This window comes from Streptomyces sp. NPDC057702 (assembly GCF_042799315.1).
Classification (GTDB): Bacteria; Actinomycetota; Actinomycetes; order Streptomycetales; family Streptomycetaceae; genus Streptomyces.
On record NZ_JBHVJC010000012.1, the window covers coordinates 51,139 to 72,006 of the forward strand.

Genomic DNA, 20,868 nt, shown 5'->3' on the forward strand with positions numbered 1-20,868 from the left:
GCCCCGGCGCCGGCCTCAGGGGCGCCACCGCACCCGGTGCTCGTTCAGGTGGGCCAGCACGGAGTGGTTGGCCTCCCAGCCGTCCGGGAAGCGCACCGTCACCCCCAGCTGCACCGGCTCCGTCGACGGGTGCTCGTCCAACAGTTCGGCCACCCCGGCCCGGCAGACGACGACACACGCGTGCCGGTGCCGGGAGGCCAGCACGCACAGCCGGCCCGTCTCCAGGTGGAAGGCGGTCGCGTCGGGCCGGCCCGACAGCGGGTGCAGCACCACCGTCACGTCGAACTCCCGCCCCTGGAGCCGGTTCGCGGTGTCCACCACCACGCCGGTCACGCCGAGGTCGGCCAGCGCCGCGCGGACGGCCGCGGCCTGGTCGCGGTGGGCGGTACCGACCGCGATCCGGTCGGCCGTCAGCGGCACCGGGTCGGGGGAGCGCTCGCTGGTCGCCGCCCCGCCCCGGTCCAGCAGCCGGCGTATCACCAGGGCCACCGCGCGCACCGCCTCCGGGTCCGTGCGCGGGGTGTGCCGCGCGGGCAGCTCCAGCAGGCCCCAGCCCGCCTCGGCCGCCTCGTCCAGCACCCGGTCCACGCCCGACCCGTCCGACGCCACCCCGAACGACAGCCGCCGGTCGCCGTGGTCGGTGCCGCTCCGGAAGGGCGTGTACGGGTAGAAGGCGTCCGAGACCAGCGGCGCGGCCGAGGCGGGCAGCCGCCAGGAGACCGGCAGGCGGTGCTGCGGCAGACGCGGATTGTGCGCCAGGAGCGTGCTGACGGCACTGGCCGACGGGTCGTAGGACAGCCCGGACCACTGCTCGGCCCCCACCACGCTGAACGGGTCGAGCTGCCCCGGGTCCCCGACGAACAACGCCCGCTCGAAGAGCCCCGCGACAGCCAGCAGCGCGTCCGAGCGCATCTGGTACGCCTCGTCGACGATGGCGTGCCGCCACGGCTCGACGTTCTTGGTGTGCGCCCACTTCGCGGCCGTCGAGATCACCACGTCGAGCCCGGCGAGGTCGCCCACCTTGGCGGAGGTGCGCACCGAGGGCAGGCCGTCCAGCGCGGGGTCGTACGCGGCGGCGTCGCTGCTGTGCAACCGGCCGACGGGCAGCTCGGGCTCCGCCTCGGCCAGCCGGATCACCAGGTCGTCCACCTGCGCGTTGGTCTGCGCGACGACCATCAGCGGCCGACCGGCGGCGGCCAGCTCGCGGGCCGCGCGCACCACCAGCGTCGACTTGCCCGCGCCGGGCGGCGAGTCGACGACCACGCCGCGCTCGGTGCCCGCCATGGTGTCCCGCAGGATGGCGGCGGTGGCCGCCGCGGCGGCGGCCCCGGGGTCGAACCCGGCCCGCCCCGACACGGCCCCCACGCCCCCGGCGGACCGGGGCGCGCGGGCGTCGGGCACGGCGAGGCGCGCGGGGGCGTCGGCGTCGCTCACAGGAAGTCCTCGTCGGTCACGGGGTCGGGAGCCGACGCGGCCCCCGACACGGCGGTCGGCAGGTCGGCCGGAAGGTCAGGGGCGCGGCTGCCGGTCGGCGCGGTGCCGGCCGGTCCGGGGCCGGGGGTGGCGCCCCCGGCATCCGTCGCGGTGCCGGCCCCGGCGGGGCCGGGCTCGCCGCCGGGGCGGGGCTCTGCGCCGGCCGGAGCGGGGACGGTGGTGGGGTCCGGGTCGGTGACGGGTGGGCCGCCGTGGGTCCACGGGGTCCGCTCGGGCTCGGGAAGTTCGGGGCCGCCGCGCGGGGCGTGCTCGAACAGCGTCCAGCACACCCGCTCGCCCGCCTCGGGCACCGTGCCGGGCTCCGGTTCCCTGCCCCGGCCCATGCCCCCGGTCAGCCGCAGCACCAGCGTCGGCGCCGCGTCCACCCCCGCCCCGCCCCGGGGCGCCTGGTCCGCCGACGCCCCGCCCGCCCCCGCCTCGTACGCCACGAACTCCGCCGTCTGCGTCCGGCCGTCGGGCAGCGCGCGGTAGACCTTGACGCCCTCGTCCAGCAGCGGACGGTCGTCGGTGCGCACGCTCACCAGCGGGCGCGGGCGCGGCACCTTCGCCCGCGAGTACGCCATCTCCACCTCGGCCACCTCGCCCGCGAACGCCTCGCCCGACAGCCGCCTGGCCGCCATGACCAGCGGATCGTCCAGCGCCTCGTGGGCGTCGAGCTGGGCCCGCGCGGTCTCGCGCGCGGCCAGCTTGCGCGCGGCGGTCACCGCGTCGTCCCACTTCGGCTGGGGCGGCTCACCGGCGCGCACCCGGTCCCGGTGGCCCGTGTACGACCAGCGGTCGCGCTTCCACCGGTCGGCGACCCGCGCCCCCGGCGGCAGCGCGCGCAGCAGGTCCAGCCCGTGCCACACGGCGTCCCAGGTCGGCCGGAGCTGGCTGGCGATCAGCTCGCGCACCTCGTGCTCGGCCGCGGCCACCGCCGCGACCTCGCCGCCGGCGCGCGCCGCGTCGTAACGGGCCATGGCCGGGGCCAGCAGCCGGTTGTCGAAGGCCGGATCGGTGGCCGGCCCGGCCGGAGGCCGCAGCAACTGGCCCCGCGCGTTGCGCGCGGCCTCGGCCAACAGCGCCGCGTCGGGCCCGCTCAGCCCGGCGGGCGGGTCGATCCAGGCGAGCAGCGACCCCAGGTGCTGGTCCTCCAGCCGGCTCTGCCCCGTCGCCCAGTGCTGGCCCAGCACGTCCGTGAGAGCCAGCAGCAGGGCGGAGCCGGGCACCCGGGCCCGCTCGCCGTAGTGCGTCAGCCAGCGCCCGAGCAGCGGCACCCGCGCGGGCGTCGCCCGCGCTGCCCCGCCGTCGCCGGAACCCACGCCCGAGGCCAGCCCGTCGACGAGCCCGGCGCCCGGGGCCGGCCCGCCGACCGCCCCCGGCCCGTGCGCCGCGCCGACGTTCCCGGCCGCGCCCGGCTCCCGTGGCGCGTCCACGTCGCGCGCGGGCGCGCCCTCGCGCGTGCCCGGCGGGCCCTCCGGCTCGTGCTCGGTGGCGCGGCGGAACCGGGTCGAGCGGCCCAGCAGCCGGACGTACTCGATGCCGGGGGCGCTGGGCACCAGCAGCTGCGGCGCGTCGGCGCACAACTCGACCTGGACCGTGACGCGCTTGCCGGTCTCCGGGTCGGTCTCCTTGCGCTCCTCCCACTCCACCGCGTCGGCGGGGGCCGTGAAGTGCGGGAGCATCTCCTCGGCCAGCGCCGCCAGGAAGGCGAAGCGCAGGTCACGGTCGCGCGGCTGGGGCACCACCAGGAGCCTGGGCGCCTCCCGCTCGGTGCCCACCAGGGCGCCCAGCGGCGCGCCCGCCTCGCCCGCGGTGGTCAGCGGGACGAAGACCAACGGCCGGTCGGCCAGATGCCGGTGGCACACCGTGGCGGTCGGCACCGCGCGCCCGCTCTCCGTCGCCTCCATCCGCGCCAACGTCGTCAGCAGGCTCATCGGCCCTCCCCGGTCCGCCCGGCGAGCTCGTCGCCCGCCCCGCTCGCCGCGTCGTCCCGGCCGGCCGCCAGGGCCAGCGCCTCCGCGCGCAGCGCGGCGGCCCGGCGCAGCGCGCGCACCGCCGGATCGTCCTCGGCCACCGAACCGCCGGCGCCGCCGCCCGCCGCCTCGCCCGGCGGCCCGTCGCCGCGCGCCGCCGCGAGCACGGCCTCCACCGTCGTCAGGCCACCCAGCTCACCGCGTACGCCCCGGCCGAGGGCCTCCACCGCACCGGCGGCCCGCGCCCGGCCCCGGCAGTGGAAGGCCAGCTCGCACGAGGCCAGACAGTCCGGCACGTACGCCGCCGGCACCGCGTCCACGGTGGCGGTCAGCTCCGTCAGGGCCCGTGTCGGCGTCGTGCCGTCCTCCGCGAGCCGCAGGTCGAACGTGGCGTCGGCCGGCAGCGCCGCCGCGATCTCCTCGATCCGGGTCAGCCGCGCGAGCTGGCGGCTGGTCACCGAGAGCTGCTTGCGTACGTCGATCAGCTCGGCCGTGGGGAGGTTGGAGAAGTCCTTCGGGCAGACCAGCAGCGCCCGCTGGCGCACCCGTCCCGTCGTGTCCACGGTCGCGTCCACCGGCCCGCTCAGACCCGTGTCGCCACCGCCCGGCCTCCCGTCGGCCGCCTCCGCGCCCGGCCCGGCCGTGCCCGGCCCGGCCGCCGACGTGGTCCCGGGGGCGTCGGCGGCGGCCAGTGACTCGGCCAGCTCGCGCAGCGCCAGCACGTACACCGCGGCCTGCCGCGCCGCCGCGCCCACCTTCGTCGGGTCGGCCGCGCCGTCCAGCATCGGGAACGACTTGATCTCCGCGACGGTCCAGCTCCCGTCCGGGTGCACCACCAGCGCGTCCGGCTCCAGGTACGCGGGCGAGCCGGCCACCTCCACGCTGACCATGGGGTGCTGGAGCACGGCCCACCGGCCGGCCGCCGTGGCCCGCGCGAGGGCGATCCGGGTGCGGGCCGCGCGCCCGGCGGGGCCGTCGGCCGCCAGCTCGGGCGCGTCGATCTCGCCCGGCGCGGGCGCCGGCCCCGGCTCGCCCAGCCGCTCGCGCAGCAGGGCGACCAACCGCTCCCCACCGTCCGCCGTGACCCGGGCCTCGAAGACGTGACCGCGCTGGTGGGCGAACTGCGACTGGCCGTACGCCGCGGGCGCGCCCAGCGCCATCGCCAGCGCCGTCTTGTCCACGCCGGCGCCGTCGAGCAGCGCGCGGCGCCGGCAGCCGGGGTTGGCCGCGAGCGCCGCCAGCGCGCGGGCGTCCAGCGGGCGCGGGGCGACCCGTGGACCCCGCAGCTCAGCGAGCCGCTGCCGCAGCGCCGTCCGCGGGGGCGGTGGCGCTGCGGTCGGCGTCTCGCTTCGGCTGTTGAGGGATGTGCTCACCTGCCGAAGTCTCGCACCCGCCACTGACACTGGGGGCGCTCACCTCGGGATCGGGCTCGTCCTGACCGCCGCTCGCCCCGCTCGGGGCGCCCGCGCCGGCCGTCGTACCCGCGCCGGAGCCACCGGCCGCCCCGTGTGCCGTCTGGCCGCCCACCGCCTGGCCGGCCGCCGGCTCGGAGCCGGCCGCCATGGGAGCCGCCGCGCCGGCGACCCCGCGTCCAGAGGCCCGCGCCAGCACCCGGTCGGTCAGCCGCAGCGCGGGCCGGGCCAGCAGGAAGCCGACGCCCATCACGGCCGCGCCGGCCGCCGCGTCGAGGAAGTAGTGGTTCGCGGTGCCCATCACGATGATCGTGGTGAGCAGCGGGTACGCGATGCCCGCGGCCTTCGCCCACACCGACCTGCCGTGTCGGAACAGCGCGATGCCGCACCACAGGGACCAGCCCACGTGCAGGCTGGGCATCGCGGCGTACTGGTTGGTCAGCCCGCCGAGCCCGCGCGGCGCGCTGGCCTCGCCGCCCCACCAGCCGTACTCGCCGTACTGCGCCATCGTGTCGACGAAGCCGTGACCGGCGTCGAGCAGGCGCGGCGGGCAGGTCGGCAGGGTGATGAAGCCGATGAGACCGATGAGGGTGGAGAGCATCAGCCAAGTGCGCATCACCCGGTACTGGGTCGGGCGGCGCTTCCACAGCCAGATCAGGATCGCGGGCGTGACGATGTAGTGCAGCGACGCGTACGCGAAGTCGGCCGGTATGCCGAGCGAGGCGTGTCGGGTGAACAAGTCGTTCAGCGGCGTCTCGAAGTCGATGCCCAGCGTCTGCTCGAACTCCAGGATGCCAAGGCCGTGGTCGACGGCGCTGGACACGGAACCCCGTGCCAGCAGTCGACCGGCCGAGTACGCGGCGTACACCACGGCGATCAGCGGCAGCTCAGCCCACCAGCGGGGCTGTGTGCGCTGTGGTGTCCCGGTACGGGGCGCGGTATGGGGCATCCGGTCGCTCTCCCAAGTGTGTTCAGGCGGCCAAAAGGCGCGCAGTCAACCGTACGGTCTCCGAGCGGTGGCCTGCGCACCACCCCCGGCGGGGACGACGAAATGCCGTGTTTGCCCACCTCGGGGCTCCTCGGTCGTTTCGCGCGGGTGACAAGACGCCGTGCGGGCCCAGCGGGTTGCGTGCCGGGCCCGTAGGCGATGATGGGCGACGGGGCTCCGGTGTGCCCAATCCGCCCCAGCCACCCCCCGAACGAGCGAAAGGCCCCCTCCATGGCGTCACGCCTCCTGCTGGCCCGCCACGGACAGACCGCGTGGTCGCTGTCCGGGAAGCACACGGGCCGCACGGACATCCCCCTCCTGGACGAGGGGCGTCGCGGCGCCGAGCTCCTGGGTGAGCGACTGCACCGCGCGCCGTGGGCGGGACTGCCCGGTGTCGAGGTGCGCACCAGCCCCCTGGTCCGTGCCAGCGAGACCTGTGACCTGGCGGGATTCGGTGACCGGGCGACGCCCTGGGACGCGCTCGTGGAGTGGGACTACGGCCCGTACGAGGGGATGACCCCCGACGCGATCAGGGCCACCCGCCCCGACTGGCTGATCTGGCGCGACGGGGTGCCCACCCGCCCCGTGCCGGGCGCCGCGCCGGTGGGCGCCGGTGCGGTCGCCCACCCGCACGGGAGCGACGTCGCGCACCCGGGCGAGGGCCCCGCGTTCCCGGGCGAGAGCGTGGCCGACGTCACGGCGCGGGCGGACGCCGTCGTGGCCTGGGCCCGCTCCGCCGACCGGGACGTGCTCGTCTTCGCCCACGGCCACATCCTGCGCTCGCTGGCCGCCCGGTGGCTGGGCTTCGACCTCGCCTTCGGGGCCCGCGTGCGGCTCGACCCGACCTCGCTGTCCGTGCTCGGCTGGGCGTACGGCGAGCCCGCCATCGAACGCTGGAACGACACCGGCCACCTGGCCTGACCCCGGGCCGCGCGCCGGCGCCCCGCGCGCGAGGCCGCCCGTACGCGTCCGCGCCGCCGGGACAGGTGTGGCCGCGCCCGCGCGGGCGCGCGTGGCCACCTGTGGCAGCCCCGGGCCGACGCGTCACTCCCCGGGCGGCCGGGACACCGACGGGGCCCGGCTCAGGCCGGCTCCCCCGCGCGGTGGAGCTCCAGGAAGCGCGCGACGTGGGCCTCCCGCCGCCACGGCCGCAGCCCCTGGGCCAGCTCGTCGAGCATGGCCCGCACGCGGGCCGAACGCACCTGCCCCGACAGCGCGAGCACCCGCTCACCCGCGGTGGCGGCCTCGTCGGGCACCCGCTTGCCGAGCAGGTCGGCGGCGAGCTCCGCGGTGAACAGCGCGCGGTTGCGGACGAAGTGCGGCCCCTGGAGCGCCACCGAACGCCGCGCGTGCTCCGCGGCCCGCCCCCACTCCCGCAACGCCGACCAGCACTGCGCCTCAAGCCCCGCCATCTCGGCCTCGCCGAAGAAGGACATCCACTCCGGATCGGCGTCCGAGGGCCCGAGGTCGAACAGTCGCTGGGCGCGCAGCAGCGCCCGCCCGCAACCGGACCGGTCCGCGAGCCCCGCCCGGCCGCCCGCCTCGCGCAGCGCGAGCAGCGCGAGCAGCCGGGGCGAGGCCAGGGCCCGCGCCGCGCGCTCGGCGGCCTGCGCGGCCTGGAGGGCCTCGCGCGGCCGGCGCGCGTCCCGGGCCAGGAAGGCGATGTTGCAGAAGGCGTGCGCCTCCAGGGCCGGGTCATCGGCCAGCCGCGCGGTGGCCAGGGCCTCCGCGTAGTGCGAGCGGGCCTGCGCGATCCGGCCCGAGTCGTGGGCCAGCCAGCCGACCGACAGGGCCAGCTCGCCGGCGGCGGCGTGCAGCCGGTCGCTGAGCGACTGCCGTTCGGCGCCGACGTCGAGCAGCTCGTAGGCGGCGACGAGGGGCTGGGTCGCGCCACGGTAGATGCCGTCGCCGCCGTGCTGGTCGTCCAGCAGCCGGATGTGCCGTACGGCCTCCTCCAGGGCCACCGCCTCCGCCGTGCCCACGCGCCCCTGCGACCGGGGCACCCGTGGCAGCTCGCGCGCCGCCGCGCGGCGCGGCACCCGCGCGGTCCGCCCGCCCGCCGCCGCCCCCGCCTCGCCCCCCGCTCCCCGGGGCCCGCCGGGGCCCGCCGCCCAGGCGCTACCGAGGTCCAGGGAGGCGGCGGCGACCGTGGCGGAGCCGATGGTCATGAAGGCGCGCCGCAGCACCTCGCCCTCCTCCTGGCGGTGGGGCTCGCGGCGGCCGTCCGGGTCGGCGCCCGCCCCGGACGCGGCGCCCCCGCGCGGGCGCGCGGGCGGGGCGGGGGCGTCCGGGGCCTGCGACGGCGGCCGGGGAGCGGACCACGGCCCGGACTGGGGCGGTACGGGCAGCGGGCCCGAAAGACCCGCGCGCGCGCCCGCGCCCGCTCCTCCCGTGGTCTCGCGTGGCCCGTGCCCGCGCACGCTCGCGCGCGGGGCGAAGCCGAGGTCCGCGAGCGAGTGGCCGGGGAACATGTGCCGGAACACGCGCTCGTACGCGTAGTTGGGGCAGCGGATGGCGCCGGACTCGACGCGGCCGATGTAGCGGGCGTCGCACGAGACCTGCTCGCCGATCTCGCGGGCCGAGCGCCGTACGAGCGCCGCGAACTCGCCCGGCGACAGATGCCCGCGCAGCCGTCTGAAGGCCGTGTTCGACCGGGGTGGCGAAGGTTCCGATGTCGAGGCCATGGGCGTGCCCTCCAGACGGTCCTCGCTCCGGGCAGCGCCACGGGCGGAACCGATGCCGTGATCGACGGGGCAAGACCGTACCGACTACGTCACGGGCAGCAGCCGCGGTTTAGCTACAAAACGGATATCTCACCCGTGATTTGCCATGAAGTGCCATCCTTTGCGGCGGCGTTGCGCCGTAGCTGTTGACGTTTTGTTGCGTTGTTCCCCGTGGACCATGACAGCCAAGCGGAGGAGGGGTCCCCTTGCCGGACGTCACACGAGCCACCGAGGCGGACGCTAACGGCACGCGGATGCCCGCGCAGTTGCGCCACCGTCCCCGCGAGGAGGCCGGCACCCCGCTCCCGGGCGCCCGCCCACACCCGGAGGACCAGCGGCGGGACCCACGCCAGGACGCGGGCCCAGGCCCCCACCAGGCCGTCTGCCAGGACCCACGCCAGGGCGTACGCCCGGAGGACGCCGCGCGCCCGGACGAGGGCGCCGCACCAGAGGGCGAGGCCCCGCCGTGCTGCGGGCTCAGCGCCCTGGACTTCGCCCCCGCGCGCCCGGCCGTCTCCACGCCGCCGGCCATCCCCGGGGCGGGCCCCTTCCGCACGGTGACCGACCCCGCCGGCGCGCCGCCCGCGCGCGGCCGGGCGGACCGCGCGCCGTCGCCGGCCGACACGGACGGGTCGCCCGAGGGCGGGCCGCTCGGCCCGGCAGGCGTCGCCGGCGAGGGCTGCGACGTGGTCACGGTGCCCGCGCGCCAGGGCATCGAGGCCGTGGACCTGCTGCGGCTGCGCGAGTCGGGCGGCATCGGACCGGTGCTGCACGACGACGCGTGCGACACACTCGGCTTCGTCGTCCCCGCCGGCACCGCCGCCGGCTGGGACGTACCCGGCAGCGCGTGTACGCGAGCGCACGCGCGCGGTCCGCGCTCCGGAGCGTGCACCGGCCGGGCCACGACCCCACCGGGCGCGCGGGAGGCCACCGACGCCGCGCCCCCGGCCGCCTCCCCGGTGCGGGCCGCCGGCTGGCTGGTGCCGCCCGCCGACGCGTACAGCGAGGCCACCGACCCCGCCGTGCTCCGCGCCGCGCTCGGTGAGGCGGCACGGGTCATCGAGGCCATCGACCGCTGCGGCTGAGGCCACGCCCGCCCTGCCGACCGGTACGGCAGGGAGCGGTCGGCCGCCCCGCCGCCCCCCGCGCCGGTGTCCCGAGCCCCGGCCGAGGCAGCCCTCCTGACCAGCGGTGACGGATACTGGCCGGATGGCACGAGGCAAGCGCGGACGGCAGGGCGACACGGAGCGGGCCGGGCGGTCGCGCCGAGGGCGGAGCGCCCCGGCCGAGCCGGCCGGCGACGCGACGGAGCCCCCGGGCGGGGCGCGCGGGGAGCGCGCACGGGGGCGGGCCCGCGCCGGCGAGCCGCTCAGCGCGCGCGTGGACGGCGGCCACGCGGAACTCCGCCCGGACCGCGACCGGCCGCGCGGACACACCCTGCTGATCGACGGCGCCCCGCAGTCCCACGTCGACCTCGACGACCCCCGCTACCTCGACTTCTCGTACCAGCGCCGGCTCGGCCACATCGCCGACCTGGTCGCACCCCCGGGCCGGCCGATCCAGGCCGTGCACCTGGGGGGCGGCGCCTTCACCCTGGCCCGCTACGTCGCCGCCACCCGCCCCCGTTCCACCCAGCAGGTCATGGAGGTGGACGGCCCGCTGGTCGACTTCGTACGCCGCGCGCTGCCGCTGGAGGCCACCTGGCGCATCCGGGTGCGCGGCGTCGACGCCCGCGCGGGCCTCGACCGGGTGCCCGACGGCTGGGCCGACCTGATCATCGCGGACGTCTTCAGCGGCGCCCGCACCCCCGCGCACCTGACCAGCGTCGAGTTCCTCGAACAGGCGCGCCGCGCGCTGCGCCCCGGCGGGCTCTACGCGGCCAACATCGCCGACGGCGCCCCGCTCGCCCACCTGCGCTCCCAAGTGGCCACCGCCCGCGCCGTGTTCGCCGAGACCTGCCTGACCGCCGACCCCGCGGTGCTGCGCGGGCGACGCTTTGGCAACGCCGTCCTGCTGGCCGGCGACACCACGCTGCCCGTGGCGGAGCTGACCCGCCGCGCGGCCAGCGACCCACACCCGGCCCGGGTCGAACACGGCCGCGCCCTGGCCGACTTCACCGGCGGCGCGCGCCCGGTCGCCGACGCGGACGCCACCGCGTCCCCCGCCCCGCCCGCCACCGCCTTCGACTAGCCCCACCGGGAACGCGGACCCGCCCCCTCCGGCCCCAGCGCCCCCCGCCCCCGCGCGCCCCCGGAGGCTCCGCCGCCGTGGTCCGGCCGCGCCCACCGCGCCACGCCCCGCCGTGCGCCCGCGTGCGCCCCGGGCTGGGCGCCGGCCCGGCGCGGGACGAGCGGACACGTTACTGCCTGGTTTCGTCGCGCGTGACCCGCCGCGGAAGGGGGAGAACTCGCGTACGGACGGGCCGGGGGAGGGGCCGGGGAGCGGGGCGTGTCGGTGAGTTGTGAACACACTCCAGTCCCCAAGCGGCCTCTTGTTGTGAGGAGTTGAAGCATTGGCGCAGATCAGGGCCGCGCGGTCGTACGCGTGGCGCGGCTGCCGACATCTGACTGTTGTTGAATGTCTAGCGATCGTCGGCGTGAGGGAGGGGTCCGACGCATGAGGGGGGAGATAGGGATGGCGGCGGGCAGGCGGCGGGACGCCGGGCGGAGCAGACCCACCCTGGAGGAGGTCGCCGCGCGGGCGGGAGTGGGCCGAGGCACCGCGTCCCGGGTGATCAACGGTTCGCCCCGGGTGAGCGACCGGACCCGTGCCGCGGTCGAACAGGCCGTCGCCGACCTGGGGTACGTGCCCCACCGCGCGGCCCGCGCGCTCGCGGCCAACCGGGCCGACGCCGTCGCGTTAGTCATCCCCGAGCCGGAGACCAGGCTCTTCGCCGAGCCGTACTTCTCGGACATCATCCGGGGCGTGGCCTGCGAACTCGCCGACACCGACCTGCAACTGCTGCTCACCCTCGTCCGTACCGCCAAGGAGCGGCAGCGGCTGGCCGACTACCTGGCCGCCCACCGCGTGGACGGCGTCCTGATGATCTCGGCGCACGCCGCCGACCCGCTGCCGGACGTGCTGGACCAGATCGACATGCCGGCCGTGCTCGGCGGCCGACGCTCGGCCCGCGAGGCCGTCGCCTACGTCGACTCCGACAACCTCGGCGGCGCGCGCTCGGCCGTCACCCACCTCGCCGAGCGGGGCCGGCGGACGATCGCCACCATCACCGGACCGCTCGACATGTACACGGCCCAGTGCCGCCTCGACGGCTACCGCGAGGCCCTGGAGGCCGCCGACCTCCCCCGCCCGCCCGATCTGGTCGAGTGGGCCGACTTCACCGAGGAGGGCGGCCGGCGGGCGATGACCGCCCTTCTGAAGCGCCGCCCGGACCTGGACGCGGTCTTCGCCGCCTCGGACGTCATGGCCGCCGGCGCCCGCCGCGTGCTGCGCGAGCACGGCCGCAAGGTGCCCGACGACGTGGCCCTCGTCGGCTACGACGACTCGCCCGTGGCCCGACACATGGACCCGCCGCTGACCAGCGTCCGGCAGGCGACGGAGGAGATGGGTCGCGCGATGGCCCGCGTCCTGCTGGAGCAGATGGCGACCCGCGAGGCCACGACCCAGACCCCGCCGCCCCGCCCCCACCTGGTGCTGCCCGCCAGGCTCGTCCCCCGCGACTCCTCCTGACCGCCCGGCCCCACCGCGCCCCGCCCCGTCGCCCGCGAGGTCCCCGCCTCGCGGGCGCGGTGTCGTACGGGGGCGGTGTCGTGCCGGCGCGGGGGCCGTGAGGCGGCCGGCGCGGGCCCGATGTGCGACCGTCGGGCCCGGGGCGCACGCTGGAACCATGGTTGAGCATCCGCCGGTGATCGTCCATCCGCCCTCCGCCTCGGGCGGGCGGCGCGTCACGATCCGTGGCGTCATCGTCGGCCTGGCCCACGGCCGGGGCGATGTCGCCGAGTTCCTGCGCCGGGCCGGCATCGAGGACCCGGACGACGTGACGCTGGACAACCCCGACCAGATCGAGTGGCGCGGCGGCGACATGGACCACTGGCCGGCCCCCGCCGACTGACCCGGCCCGCGCGGATCGCGCAGCCGCTGGCGTACTCCGCTGGCGACACGTGCACGGGGACCCGGCCGCTTCACTTACACACAAGGGCCCCAATCCGCCTTGGCGGATTGGGGCCCTTGATCTATCAGGGTGAGTAACGGGACTCGAACCCGCGACATCCTGGACCACAACCAGGTGCTCTACCAGCTGAGCTATACCCACCATGACCGGCGCTTTCCTTGCCGGCCGAGAAAAAGTGTACAGGGTCCGAAGGGGTGCTCGCTCCCGGCTTATCGGGAGCCGGGAGCGAGCCGCCTCACGCCTGTGGCGCGGGCAGGACGTGCTTGGCCGCGATCGCCTTGGCCGTGTCCGAGTCCGGGCCCGGCTGCGGGACGAAGACCGCCTCGCGGTAGTAGCGCAGTTCCGCGATGCTCTCCCGGATGTCGGCGAGGGCTCGGTGGTTGCCGTTCTTCTCGGGGCTGTTGAAGTAGGCCCGCGGATACCAGCGGCGGGACAACTCCTTGATCGATGACACGTCGACGATCCGATAGTGGAGGTGACCCTCCAGCGTCGGCATGTCACGCAGCAGGAAGCCCCGGTCGGTGCTCACCGAGTTTCCGCACAGCGGGGCCTTGGCCGGCTCCGGCACGTGGGCCTTCACATACGCCAGGACCCGCTGCTCGGCGTCGGCGAGCGTGGTGCCGCCGGCCAGCTCGTCGAGCAGCCCGGACGCGGTGTGCATCTCGCGCACCACGTCCGGCATGGTGGTCAGCGCCTCGGCGGGCGGACGGATCACGATGTCCACACCGTCGCCGATGATGTTCAGTTCGGAATCGGTGACCAGCGCGGCCACCTCAATGAGCGCGTCGTCGGACAGCGAGAGGCCGGTCATCTCGCAGTCGATCCACACCATGCGATCGTTCATGCCGTCACCCTACGGGGCGTTCCCGCTGGCCGGGCAGGGTGGCGCGGCCAGGGGTACGGGTCGACTGCTCGGGCAGCCGTGGGGCGTAGGCGTCCGAGTCGGGCTTGCCGGGCTCGCCGTGCCCCGGCCCGCCGTGCGGTGGGCCACCGTGGTTCATGCCGGTGTGCGCCATGCCGCCGTGGGCGAGCGCCGTGGCGCCGGCCGGGCCGCCGTGGACGCCCGCGGCGGCCATGGACGCGCGCCGGACCGGCACCGACTCGCCGGGGCGGGGCTCGATCAGGTCCGGCCGCTCGGCGCGCTCGTGCCGCTCGGAGCGGTCGGCGGGCCCACCCTGTGGCCGGCGCGCCCGGTACGCCGCCCGGTACGCCGCGGGGGACGAGCCGAGCTGCCGCCGGAAGTGCCCGCGCAGGGCCACCGGCGAGCGGAACCCGCAGCGCCCGGCGACCTCGTCCACCGAGTAGTCGGAGGTCTCCAGGAGCCGTTGCGCCTGGAGCACCCGCTGGGTGATCAGCCACTGGAGTGGAGCGCTCCCAGTGAGCGAGCGGAAGCGCCGGTCGAAGGTCCGTCGGCTCATGTACGCGCGTGCCGCGAGCGCTTCGACGTCGAACTGTTCGTGGAGGTGTTCCAGCGCCCAGGCCACGACCTCGGCCAGCGGGTCGGCGCCGATCTCCTCCGGCAGCGTCCGGTCCAGATAGCGTTCCTGCCCGCCCGAGCGACGGGGTGGTACGACGAGCCGGCGGGCCAGCGCCCCGGCCGCGTCGGCGCCGTGGTCCGTGCGCACGACGTGGAGGCACAGGTCGATACCGGCGGCGGTGCCCGCCGATGTCAGCACGTCTCCGTCGTCCACGAACAACTCCCGTGGGTCCACGTGGACCGACGGGTAGCGCTTGGCGAGCGTCGGCGCGTACATCCAGTGCGTCGTCGCTGGCCGTCCGTCGAGTAGCCCGGCCGCCGCGAGCACGAAGGCGCCGGTGCACAGCCCGACGATGCGGGCGCCCTCCTCGTGCGCGCGGCGCAGTGCGTCGAGCGCCGCCGCGGGTGGCGACTGGGTGATCGACCGCCAGGCCGGTACGACGACGGTGCCCGCTCGTGAGAGGGCCTCCAAGCCGTACGGTGCGGTCAGTTCGAGTCCGCCCGTGGTGCGAAGCGGTACGTCTTCGCCCGCGCACACCAGCAATCGGTAGCGGGGGACGCCGGCGTCCTGCCGGTCGATGCCGAAGACGGAGAGCGGTATGGAGCTCTCGAAAATGGGGCCGCCGCTGAAGAGCAACACTGCGACGATCTCCCGGCGGCGGCGTCCGGAGAGCTTTCGGGCGGCCTCCGGTACGGTTGTGGAGTCCTGGCTCATGGAACTAAGCCCCCCTGGGTGGTCGCGTCCTCTCGGTCCTGCACGTTTCCCCTCGGTCCTGAACGGTTCCCCCGCCGGTCATGGCCAAGATCGAATCTACTGTGTCGCGTGTGGTCACCGTGACCAGTTCACCACTCGCCCGTAAGTCGACATGACAACTTGGCGTAAAGCATTCGATCACGAAGCGTTGCACTCGTGGGCCCCGCTGGGAAGTGCGCCTTTCGCCGTTGCCCACTCCCCGTAGGGGGTACGGACCCCCAACACTCCTTTCCTAGCTGGTCAGACGCGAGTTTGACGGGGTCTTCGACTACAGGGACAACTTGTTCCGAAGTTGGCCGAAAACCGTTGGCCGCAAACGTACGATCGCGTCAGTCGACCGACGTAGGAGCACCGGACGGGTCGTCAACACGGGGCCCAACGGGTGCCGTACGACCCCGCCGCGCGCGCACCGCGCGCAGGCGTTCGTCGGTCATTCGCGCCGTGCGCCGTTCGGCCCGTCGCAGCAGCGCACGGCAGGTTGCGGTCACCGTGGCGAGCCCCAGCGCGATGCCCGCCGCACCGCCCAGGGAGGCCCCGCACAGGAGGAGGGCCACCGGCACCAGTGCCCACCCGAAGACCCCCCAGCCGACCCGGTCGCCCGGGGCGACGGAACCCGGCCGTTCGCCCGTGCACGCCGGGCCCGCGCACGGGCACGCGAGGCGGGTCGGCGGGAGGGCCTCGGCGCGCGGTGTGACACGCGGCGCCGACCGTGGGTCGGCCCCGGTGACGCGTGGCGCGGTGAACAGTCGCGCGCGGGTGGCCGCCGGCGCCTCGGGAGCCGTGGGGCGGGCGGGGCTCGCGGCGCGGGAGGGTGGCCCGGGGGTGGAGGGTGAGTTGGGGGAGGAGTGCGCGGAGTCAGCCTGTGGGGTGAACGGGTGCGGGGGGAGAGCGGGGGCGCGTGGGGGTGCGGAGGCGGTGGTGGCGTCCGGGGTTGAGTGCGAGGCCCCGGGTGTGGCCGACGTGGCGGCGGAGGGGCCAACGGGGGTATGCGCGCCGAGTCGAGGCACGAAGTCTCCCTTCCTGGGGCGCGAGTCCCTCCGGGGGGCGGCTGGTGGGTACTACAACGTCCTGTTGGCCGTCGGGTCACTGCACGGCGTACGCCGGGGGGCCACTTGGGGCATTGCACTCTGCGCCACCCTCCGGCATGCTCCGATGAAGCCCGCCGGGGCCGGCCCCTTCCGAGGTGGTCCCTGGGCAGGGGGCGACTGGCGCCGTACCCTTGGGGGTAAGGGGTTGGAAAGGTGAATCCCGGACGATTTGAGTCCGGTGTCGCCGTTCCGTTCCCACAGTCCGCCGTCCACCGCAAGTAGCCCCCGCCGAACCCCTCCGCAACAGGACTTTCTTCGCCGAGACAACAGATGGCCGGTTACGAAATCCCCGAACCCGCGGACCGCAAGCGGGTCGCCGACTCGACGGCGCACCCCGAAGCGGCGGAAGAGACGCGTCATCCCTGCGATCCGGCGTTCCAGCACGGAGTGGTGGTCGGCTTCGACGGCTCGACGTCCAGTGAACGCGCACTGGCCTACGCCATCGGCATGGCCCGCCGTTCCGGCTCCGGCCTGATCATCGTGCACGTCGCCAACCGCCTGCCCACCACCGTGTGGGCCGGCTGTGAACCACCCGTCTTCGTCGACGTCCCCGACCACCGCACCGAGGTGCTCGGCCTCGAACTGGCCTGCGCGGACCACCTCTCCGAGGTCCCGTGGATCCTTGTCGAGCGCGGCGGGGACATCTGCCACGAGCTGGAGGAGGTCGGTCGGGAGTACGCGGCCGACGCCATCGTCGTGGGCTCCACGCACGGGCTGGTGGGCCGCATCTTCGGCTCCGTCGCCGGGCGGCTCGCACGTCGTGCGCAGCGCCCGGTCGTGGTCATCCCGTAGCGCCCTCCCCGCCACCGTCCCGCCCGGCTCCCCGTCCCGCCCGCCCGTGCGGCCGGGACGGGGAGCCGGGGCCTGTCGGCTCCGGTCGCCGCGCCGTCCAGGCCCCCGTGCCGCCCGCGCCCTGCCGGAGTGCCCCGCCGGACCGGGCCGGGCGGGTAGGCACGCCCGGTGGGGTGCGGCCAGCGCGGGGGGCGGTTTCCGGCTGTTTTCTGGCGTGGTCCGGCGGCCTGGGGTGCGACTGCGCGTTCGGCGCCCCCTCGCGCGCTCCCGGGGCTGCCCGGGGGCGCGCGGCGACGCGGTGCGAGCGGGGTCGCCCGGGGGAGCCGGGGCGGGTGGCCGGCGGTTCGGGGCGGTCCGGGGGTGCGCCGGCCCGGCACGCGAACGGTTGCTCCCGCGACGACGGGTGGGTCCGTGGCGCGTGCGGGGACACCGGCGCTGGCGGGTCGGCCGCGCACGGAGGTGGAGGGTGCGTGGGTGACGGGTACCCACCCGGCACGCGGCACGACCGGCGCGCGGCGGGGGCCAGCCCGCCACCCCTCGGGGGTGACGGTCCCCGACGGGCGGCGTAGGGGCGACGTCGGCGCCGGGGAGGTGGCCTCCCGCACGCGGGGTGGCACGCGGGGGATACCACCTGCCCGAACTCCCCGGGCGCGGGCCCGCGTCGGGGGCGCCGGCTACTCCACCGTGACGGACTTGGCGAGGTTGCGCGGCTTGTCGATGTCCCGACCGAGGGCCAACGCCGTGTGGTAGGCGAGCAGTTGGAGCGGGATGCCCATCAGGATGGGGTCGAGCTCGACCTCGTTGCGGGGTACCACGATCGTGTGGTCCGCCTTCTCCTGCTCCTGGTGGGCGACGGCCAGGATGCGCCCGCTGCGGGCCTTGATCTCCTCCAGCGTCGCCCGGTTCTTGTCCAGCAGGTCGTCGTCGGGCAGGACGGCGACGGTGGGCACCTCGGGCTCGATGAGCGCCAGCGGGCCGTGCTTGAGCTCGGAGGCGGGGTAGGCCTCGGCGTGCACGTAGCTGACCTCCTTGAGCTTCAGGGACGCCTCGCGGGCCACCGGGTAGCCGCGCACCCGGCCGATGAACATCATGCTCCGGGCGCCCGCGTACAGCCCCGCCAGCTTCTTGATCTCCTCCTCGCCGCGCAGCACCTCGGCGATCTGCTCGGGCAGCTTGCGCAGCCCGGCGATGATGCGCTTGCCGTCGGCGACGGACAGGTCGCGGATGCGGCCCAGGTGCAGGGCGAGCAGGGCGAAGGCGACGGCGGTGTTGGTGAAGCACTTGGTGGAGACGACGCACACCTCCGGGCCCGCGTGGACGTACACGCCGCCGTCGGTCTCGCGGGCGATGGCGCTGCCGACGACGTTGACCACGCCCAGGACGCGTGCGCCCTTTCGCTTCAACTCCTGAACGGCGGCGAGCGTGTCGTAGGTCTCGCCGGACTGGCTGACCGCGATGTAGAGCGTGTCGGGGTCGACGACGGCGTTGCGGTAGCGGAACTCGCTCGCCGGCTCCGCGTCGGCCGGGATGCGCGCCAGCTCCTCGATCAACTGCGCCCCGATCAGGCCCGTGTGGTACGCCGAGCCGCAGCCCAGGATCTTCACCCGGCGCACCCCGCGCGCCTCGCGGGCGTCCAGGTTCAGGCCGCCGAGGTGGACGGTGGAGAACCGGTCGTCGATGCGTCCGCGCAGCACCCGGTCCACGGCCTCGGGCTGCTCGCAGATCTCCTTGTGCATGTACGTGTCGTGCTCGCCCATGTCGTACGACTCGGCCTCCCACTCCACGGTGGTCGGCGACGCGGAGGTGCGGCTGCCCTCGGTGGTGTAGGTGCGGTAGTCGTCGGCCTTGAGGGTGGCCATCTCGCCGTCGTCCAGCGTGACGACCTGGCGGGTGTGGCTGACCAGGGCCGCGACGTCGGAGGAGACGAACATCTCCTTCTCGCCGATGCCCAGCACCACGGGCGAGCCGTTGCGGGCGGCGACGATGCGGTCGGGGAAGTCGGCGTGCAGCACGGCCACGCCGTAGGTGCCCTCGATCAGTCGCAGCGCCTCGCGGACCTTCTCCTCCAGGGTCGCGGCGCCGGAGCGGCCGACGAGGTGGGCGAGCACCTCGGAGTCGGTGTCGGACTCGAAGGCCACGCCCTCGGCCTCAAGGCGGGTGCGCAGCGCGGCGGCGTTGTCGATGATGCCGTTGTGGACGATGGCGACCTTGCCGTCCACGTCCTGGTGCGGGTGGGCGTTGACGTCGTTGGGCGCGCCGTGGGTGGCCCAGCGGGTGTGGGCGACGCCGACCGTGCCGGCGAAGCGCTTGGGCAGGCGGTCCTCCAGTTCGCGGACCCGGCCCTTGGCCTTGGCGGTCTTGACGCCGCCGGTCTTGCCGCCGGCGTGGATGGCGATGCCCGCCGAGTCGTAGCCCCGGTACTCCAGGCGCTGGAGGCCCTCAAGGAGCAGGGGTGCCACGTCACGCTTGCCGATGTATCCGACGATGCCGCACATGATCGGTTCCTTTTCGTCTGGTGGGATGCCGGAGCGGTCGCCGGCCTCCGGGCCGCGGCGGGTCGCGCACGGGTGCGCGGGGCCCGCCGGGCCCGTGGCCCGGCGACCGGCGCGGGGGCTCTCGCGTGAGGGCGCGGGCCCCGCTCTCCGGTGTCGTTCGCGTCGCCGCGCCGGTGTTCAGCCGTAGACGATGCGGCGGAGTTGGCGGAGCGAGAGCGCGGGCGGCGCCACCGCTCGGTGGGGCAGCTCGGTCTCGATCCGCTCGAAGATGTCCGCGTTCGTCAGCCCCGCCGACTGGAGCTCGCGGTGGCGGCGTCGGACGAACTCCTCCGTCGTCTCGTCGAAGTACGCCAGCACCTCCAGTACCACCCGGGCGGCCTCGCCACGGCCCAGCGGGGAGCTGCGCACAAGGTGGTCGACGAGGTCGTCATGGGAGGTCGGGCTGGCGTCGGTACTTCGGCTGCGGCGATCGAGCACCCGTTGATACTGCGCGGCGGCGGCGGGTTTCGCAAGAATCCTGCCCGATATCGGGCAGGCGACGGGTGAAAGTGCGGGCAAGTGGCCCAGCGGTGGGACGGGAGAGGCCGGGCGCGCGCCCCCGAGGCGGCGGCGGAGGCGCGGGCGGCCCGATGGCGGGGCTAGAAGCGGCGCAGCACGGCCTGCTTGGCGGCGGTGAACTCCTCGTCGGTGAGTATCCCCTCGCGGTGCAGCTCGCCCAGCTCGCGCAGGCGGCGCAGCAGCGCGTCGTGATCACTGTCGCCGGTCGCGCCCGGGGCGGCCGGGCCCGGCAGGGCGGGGGCGGCGGCGGTCGGGAGGCCGGCCGGCGCGGGGGCCGGCGCGGGCGGGGCGGCCGGGTGCGGCATGCGGGCGGTCACCGCCGCCGCGACCAGCGCCATCAGCGGGTCCTTCTTGAAGCCGTAGAGCTCCACGGCGCGCGGGTCGTACTTCGGCGGGGCCTTGGTGGTGGCCTTGGCGATGACGAAGCGCAGGTAGCCGTTCTCCAGCCCGCCCGGCCACAGCCACTCCACGGCGTCCACGTCCGCCAGGGAGAAGGTCTGGGTGCCGGAGGACTTCTTGGACTCCTCGGTCTTCCAGTTCCACTCCAGGCGGATGGTCTCGCCGTCGAAGGAGGCGGTGGCGTCGCCCGCGGTGGCCGACAGCGGCACCGAGGGGCCGGGCAGCAGGTACCGGTCACAGGGCGCGGTGGGCACCTGCTCCAGCAGCAGCGCGTTGCGCACCTCGTCCACGAAGTACTCGGCGACGCCGGAGCGGTCCGGTTCCACGGCCAGCTGGTACGGGTCGGCGGCGTCGGGCAACTGGCCACCCACCGCCTGGAGCAGCGGGTCGCTGCCCTCGCGCGGGCGCAGCCGCAGCCGCCCCGCCTTGCGCCCGGTCTCGAAGGCGATGCCGCTCAGCGCCTGGAGGGGCACCACCAGTTCGCCCAGGGCCTGCCGGGCGAGCCCGACGCTCTTGTCGCGCCCCGGCACGATCCGTACGGCCTCCCCGTCGAAGGTCCAGGTGCCGTCCTTTTGGATGATCTCCGCCATGGGCGGGATTC

The 20,868-nt window shown here is 75.9% G+C and carries 16 protein-coding genes and 1 tRNA gene; 6 read left to right on the forward strand and 11 right to left on the reverse strand.

The annotated features are described in order from the left end of the window. Positions 1 to 15: 15 nt before the first annotated feature. The 4 genes from ACFVFR_RS11120 to ACFVFR_RS11135 all read right to left on the reverse strand — a co-directional run bounded on the left by ACFVFR_RS11120 (position 16) and on the right by ACFVFR_RS11135 (position 5,810). Complete coding sequence (locus ACFVFR_RS11120; RefSeq protein ID WP_383699989.1) at positions 16 to 1,356, reverse strand: AAA domain-containing protein; 1,341 nt, start codon at positions 1,354 to 1,356, stop codon at positions 16 to 18. A gap of 74 nt (positions 1,357 to 1,430) precedes the next feature. Beyond that, entirely contained in the window at positions 1,431 to 3,410 is a 1,980-nt protein-coding gene (locus tag ACFVFR_RS11125; protein ID WP_383699763.1) for a hypothetical protein, read from the reverse strand. Then, positions 3,407 to 4,822, reverse strand: coding sequence for a hypothetical protein (locus ACFVFR_RS11130; protein ID WP_383699765.1), 1,416 nt, complete (start codon positions 4,820 to 4,822; stop codon positions 3,407 to 3,409). Before ACFVFR_RS11130 ends, ACFVFR_RS11125 begins: the two co-directional genes overlap by 4 nt. Further along, positions 4,737 to 5,810: a phosphatase PAP2 family protein gene (locus tag ACFVFR_RS11135; RefSeq protein WP_383699767.1), complete on the reverse strand. Its 1,074-nt coding sequence runs from the start codon at positions 5,808 to 5,810 to the stop codon at positions 4,737 to 4,739. Before ACFVFR_RS11135 ends, ACFVFR_RS11130 begins: the two co-directional genes overlap by 86 nt. Positions 5,811 to 6,080: 270 nt before the next feature. Between ACFVFR_RS11135 and ACFVFR_RS11140 the strand changes: the two genes are divergently transcribed. Continuing rightward, positions 6,081 to 6,770: a histidine phosphatase family protein gene (locus ACFVFR_RS11140; RefSeq protein WP_383699769.1), complete on the forward strand. Its 690-nt coding sequence runs from the start codon at positions 6,081 to 6,083 to the stop codon at positions 6,768 to 6,770. A 161-nt stretch (positions 6,771 to 6,931) separates the two neighbouring features. Here ACFVFR_RS11140 and ACFVFR_RS11145 read toward each other — a convergent pair whose 3' ends face one another. Continuing rightward, on the reverse strand, positions 6,932 to 8,533 hold the full coding sequence (locus ACFVFR_RS11145; RefSeq protein WP_383699771.1) for a hypothetical protein: 1,602 nt from the start codon (positions 8,531 to 8,533) through the stop codon (positions 6,932 to 6,934). Between the two features lie 245 nt (positions 8,534 to 8,778). Here ACFVFR_RS11145 and ACFVFR_RS11150 point away from each other — a divergent pair, with 245 nt between their 5' ends. From ACFVFR_RS11150 to ACFVFR_RS11165, 4 genes are all read left to right on the forward strand, one after another. Continuing rightward, complete coding sequence (locus tag ACFVFR_RS11150; RefSeq protein WP_383699772.1) at positions 8,779 to 9,657, forward strand: hypothetical protein; 879 nt, start codon at positions 8,779 to 8,781, stop codon at positions 9,655 to 9,657. Between the two features lie 124 nt (positions 9,658 to 9,781). Continuing rightward, positions 9,782 to 10,762 carry a spermidine synthase gene (locus ACFVFR_RS11155; protein ID WP_383699774.1) on the forward strand — a complete coding sequence of 327 codons (981 nt, stop codon included), beginning with the start codon at positions 9,782 to 9,784 and terminating at the stop codon, positions 10,760 to 10,762. Positions 10,763 to 11,206: 444 nt separating this feature from the next. After that, complete coding sequence (locus tag ACFVFR_RS11160) at positions 11,207 to 12,262, forward strand: LacI family DNA-binding transcriptional regulator (RefSeq protein ID WP_383699991.1); 1,056 nt, start codon at positions 11,207 to 11,209, stop codon at positions 12,260 to 12,262. Positions 12,263 to 12,419: 157 nt separating this feature from the next. After that, entirely contained in the window at positions 12,420 to 12,644 is a 225-nt protein-coding gene (locus ACFVFR_RS11165) for a hypothetical protein (protein WP_383699776.1), read from the forward strand. A 128-nt stretch (positions 12,645 to 12,772) separates the two neighbouring features. Here the strand turns inward: ACFVFR_RS11165 and ACFVFR_RS11170 are convergent. The 3 genes from ACFVFR_RS11170 to ACFVFR_RS11180 form a co-directional block, all read right to left on the reverse strand. Then, positions 12,773 to 12,845 (reverse strand) — tRNA-His (locus ACFVFR_RS11170). 94 nt (positions 12,846 to 12,939) lie between these two features. Beyond that, positions 12,940 to 13,548 carry an oligoribonuclease gene (gene orn / locus ACFVFR_RS11175; protein WP_383699778.1) on the reverse strand — a complete coding sequence of 203 codons (609 nt, stop codon included), beginning with the start codon at positions 13,546 to 13,548 and terminating at the stop codon, positions 12,940 to 12,942. Between the two features lie 4 nt (positions 13,549 to 13,552). Then, a complete protein-coding gene (locus tag ACFVFR_RS11180; RefSeq protein WP_383699780.1) occupies positions 13,553 to 14,896 on the reverse strand; it encodes a helix-turn-helix domain-containing protein in 1,344 nt (447 codons plus the stop codon). Positions 14,897 to 16,293: 1,397 nt separating this feature from the next. Here ACFVFR_RS11180 and ACFVFR_RS11185 point away from each other — a divergent pair. Further along, the gene (locus ACFVFR_RS11185; protein ID WP_277322084.1) at positions 16,294 to 16,815 is read left to right on the forward strand and encodes a universal stress protein; all 522 of its coding nucleotides are present in this window, start codon (positions 16,294 to 16,296) and stop codon (positions 16,813 to 16,815) included. 674 nt (positions 16,816 to 17,489) lie between these two features. On the opposite strand, the gene glmS is transcribed toward ACFVFR_RS11185, so the two are convergent. The 3 genes from glmS to ACFVFR_RS11200 form a co-directional block, all read right to left on the reverse strand. Next, positions 17,490 to 19,310 carry a glutamine--fructose-6-phosphate transaminase (isomerizing) gene (gene glmS / locus ACFVFR_RS11190; protein WP_383699783.1) on the reverse strand — a complete coding sequence of 607 codons (1,821 nt, stop codon included), beginning with the start codon at positions 19,308 to 19,310 and terminating at the stop codon, positions 17,490 to 17,492. A gap of 177 nt (positions 19,311 to 19,487) precedes the next feature. Then, positions 19,488 to 19,787, reverse strand: coding sequence for a hypothetical protein (locus tag ACFVFR_RS11195; protein WP_383699785.1), 300 nt, complete (start codon positions 19,785 to 19,787; stop codon positions 19,488 to 19,490). A gap of 161 nt (positions 19,788 to 19,948) precedes the next feature. After that, the gene (locus ACFVFR_RS11200; RefSeq protein ID WP_383699786.1) at positions 19,949 to 20,857 is read right to left on the reverse strand and encodes a DUF4429 domain-containing protein; all 909 of its coding nucleotides are present in this window, start codon (positions 20,855 to 20,857) and stop codon (positions 19,949 to 19,951) included. Positions 20,858 to 20,868: the final 11 nt, after the last annotated feature.

Bases quoted from the DNA above. Each gene is read 5' to 3' on its own strand.
- ACFVFR_RS11125 (WP_383699763.1), bottom strand. From the start codon at position 3,410: ATGAGCCTGCTGACGACGTTGGCGCGGATGGAGGCGACGGAGAGCGGG.
- ACFVFR_RS11135 (WP_383699767.1), bottom strand. From the start codon at position 5,810: ATGCCCCATACCGCGCCCCGTACCGGGACACCACAGCGCACACAGCCC.
- ACFVFR_RS11140 (WP_383699769.1), top strand. From the start codon at position 6,081: ATGGCGTCACGCCTCCTGCTGGCCCGCCACGGACAGACCGCGTGGTCG.
- ACFVFR_RS11145 (WP_383699771.1), bottom strand. From the start codon at position 8,533: ATGGCCTCGACATCGGAACCTTCGCCACCCCGGTCGAACACGGCCTTC.
- ACFVFR_RS11155 (WP_383699774.1), top strand. From the start codon at position 9,782: ATGGCACGAGGCAAGCGCGGACGGCAGGGCGACACGGAGCGGGCCGGG.
- ACFVFR_RS11160 (WP_383699991.1), top strand. From the start codon at position 11,207: ATGGCGGCGGGCAGGCGGCGGGACGCCGGGCGGAGCAGACCCACCCTG.
- ACFVFR_RS11165 (WP_383699776.1), top strand. From the start codon at position 12,420: ATGGTTGAGCATCCGCCGGTGATCGTCCATCCGCCCTCCGCCTCGGGC.
- orn (WP_383699778.1), bottom strand. From the start codon at position 13,548: ATGAACGATCGCATGGTGTGGATCGACTGCGAGATGACCGGCCTCTCG.
- ACFVFR_RS11180 (WP_383699780.1), bottom strand. From the start codon at position 14,896: ATGAGCCAGGACTCCACAACCGTACCGGAGGCCGCCCGAAAGCTCTCC.
- ACFVFR_RS11185 (WP_277322084.1), top strand. From the start codon at position 16,294: ATGGCCGGTTACGAAATCCCCGAACCCGCGGACCGCAAGCGGGTCGCC.
- glmS (WP_383699783.1), bottom strand. From the start codon at position 19,310: ATGTGCGGCATCGTCGGATACATCGGCAAGCGTGACGTGGCACCCCTG.
- ACFVFR_RS11200 (WP_383699786.1), bottom strand. From the start codon at position 20,857: ATGGCGGAGATCATCCAAAAGGACGGCACCTGGACCTTCGACGGGGAG.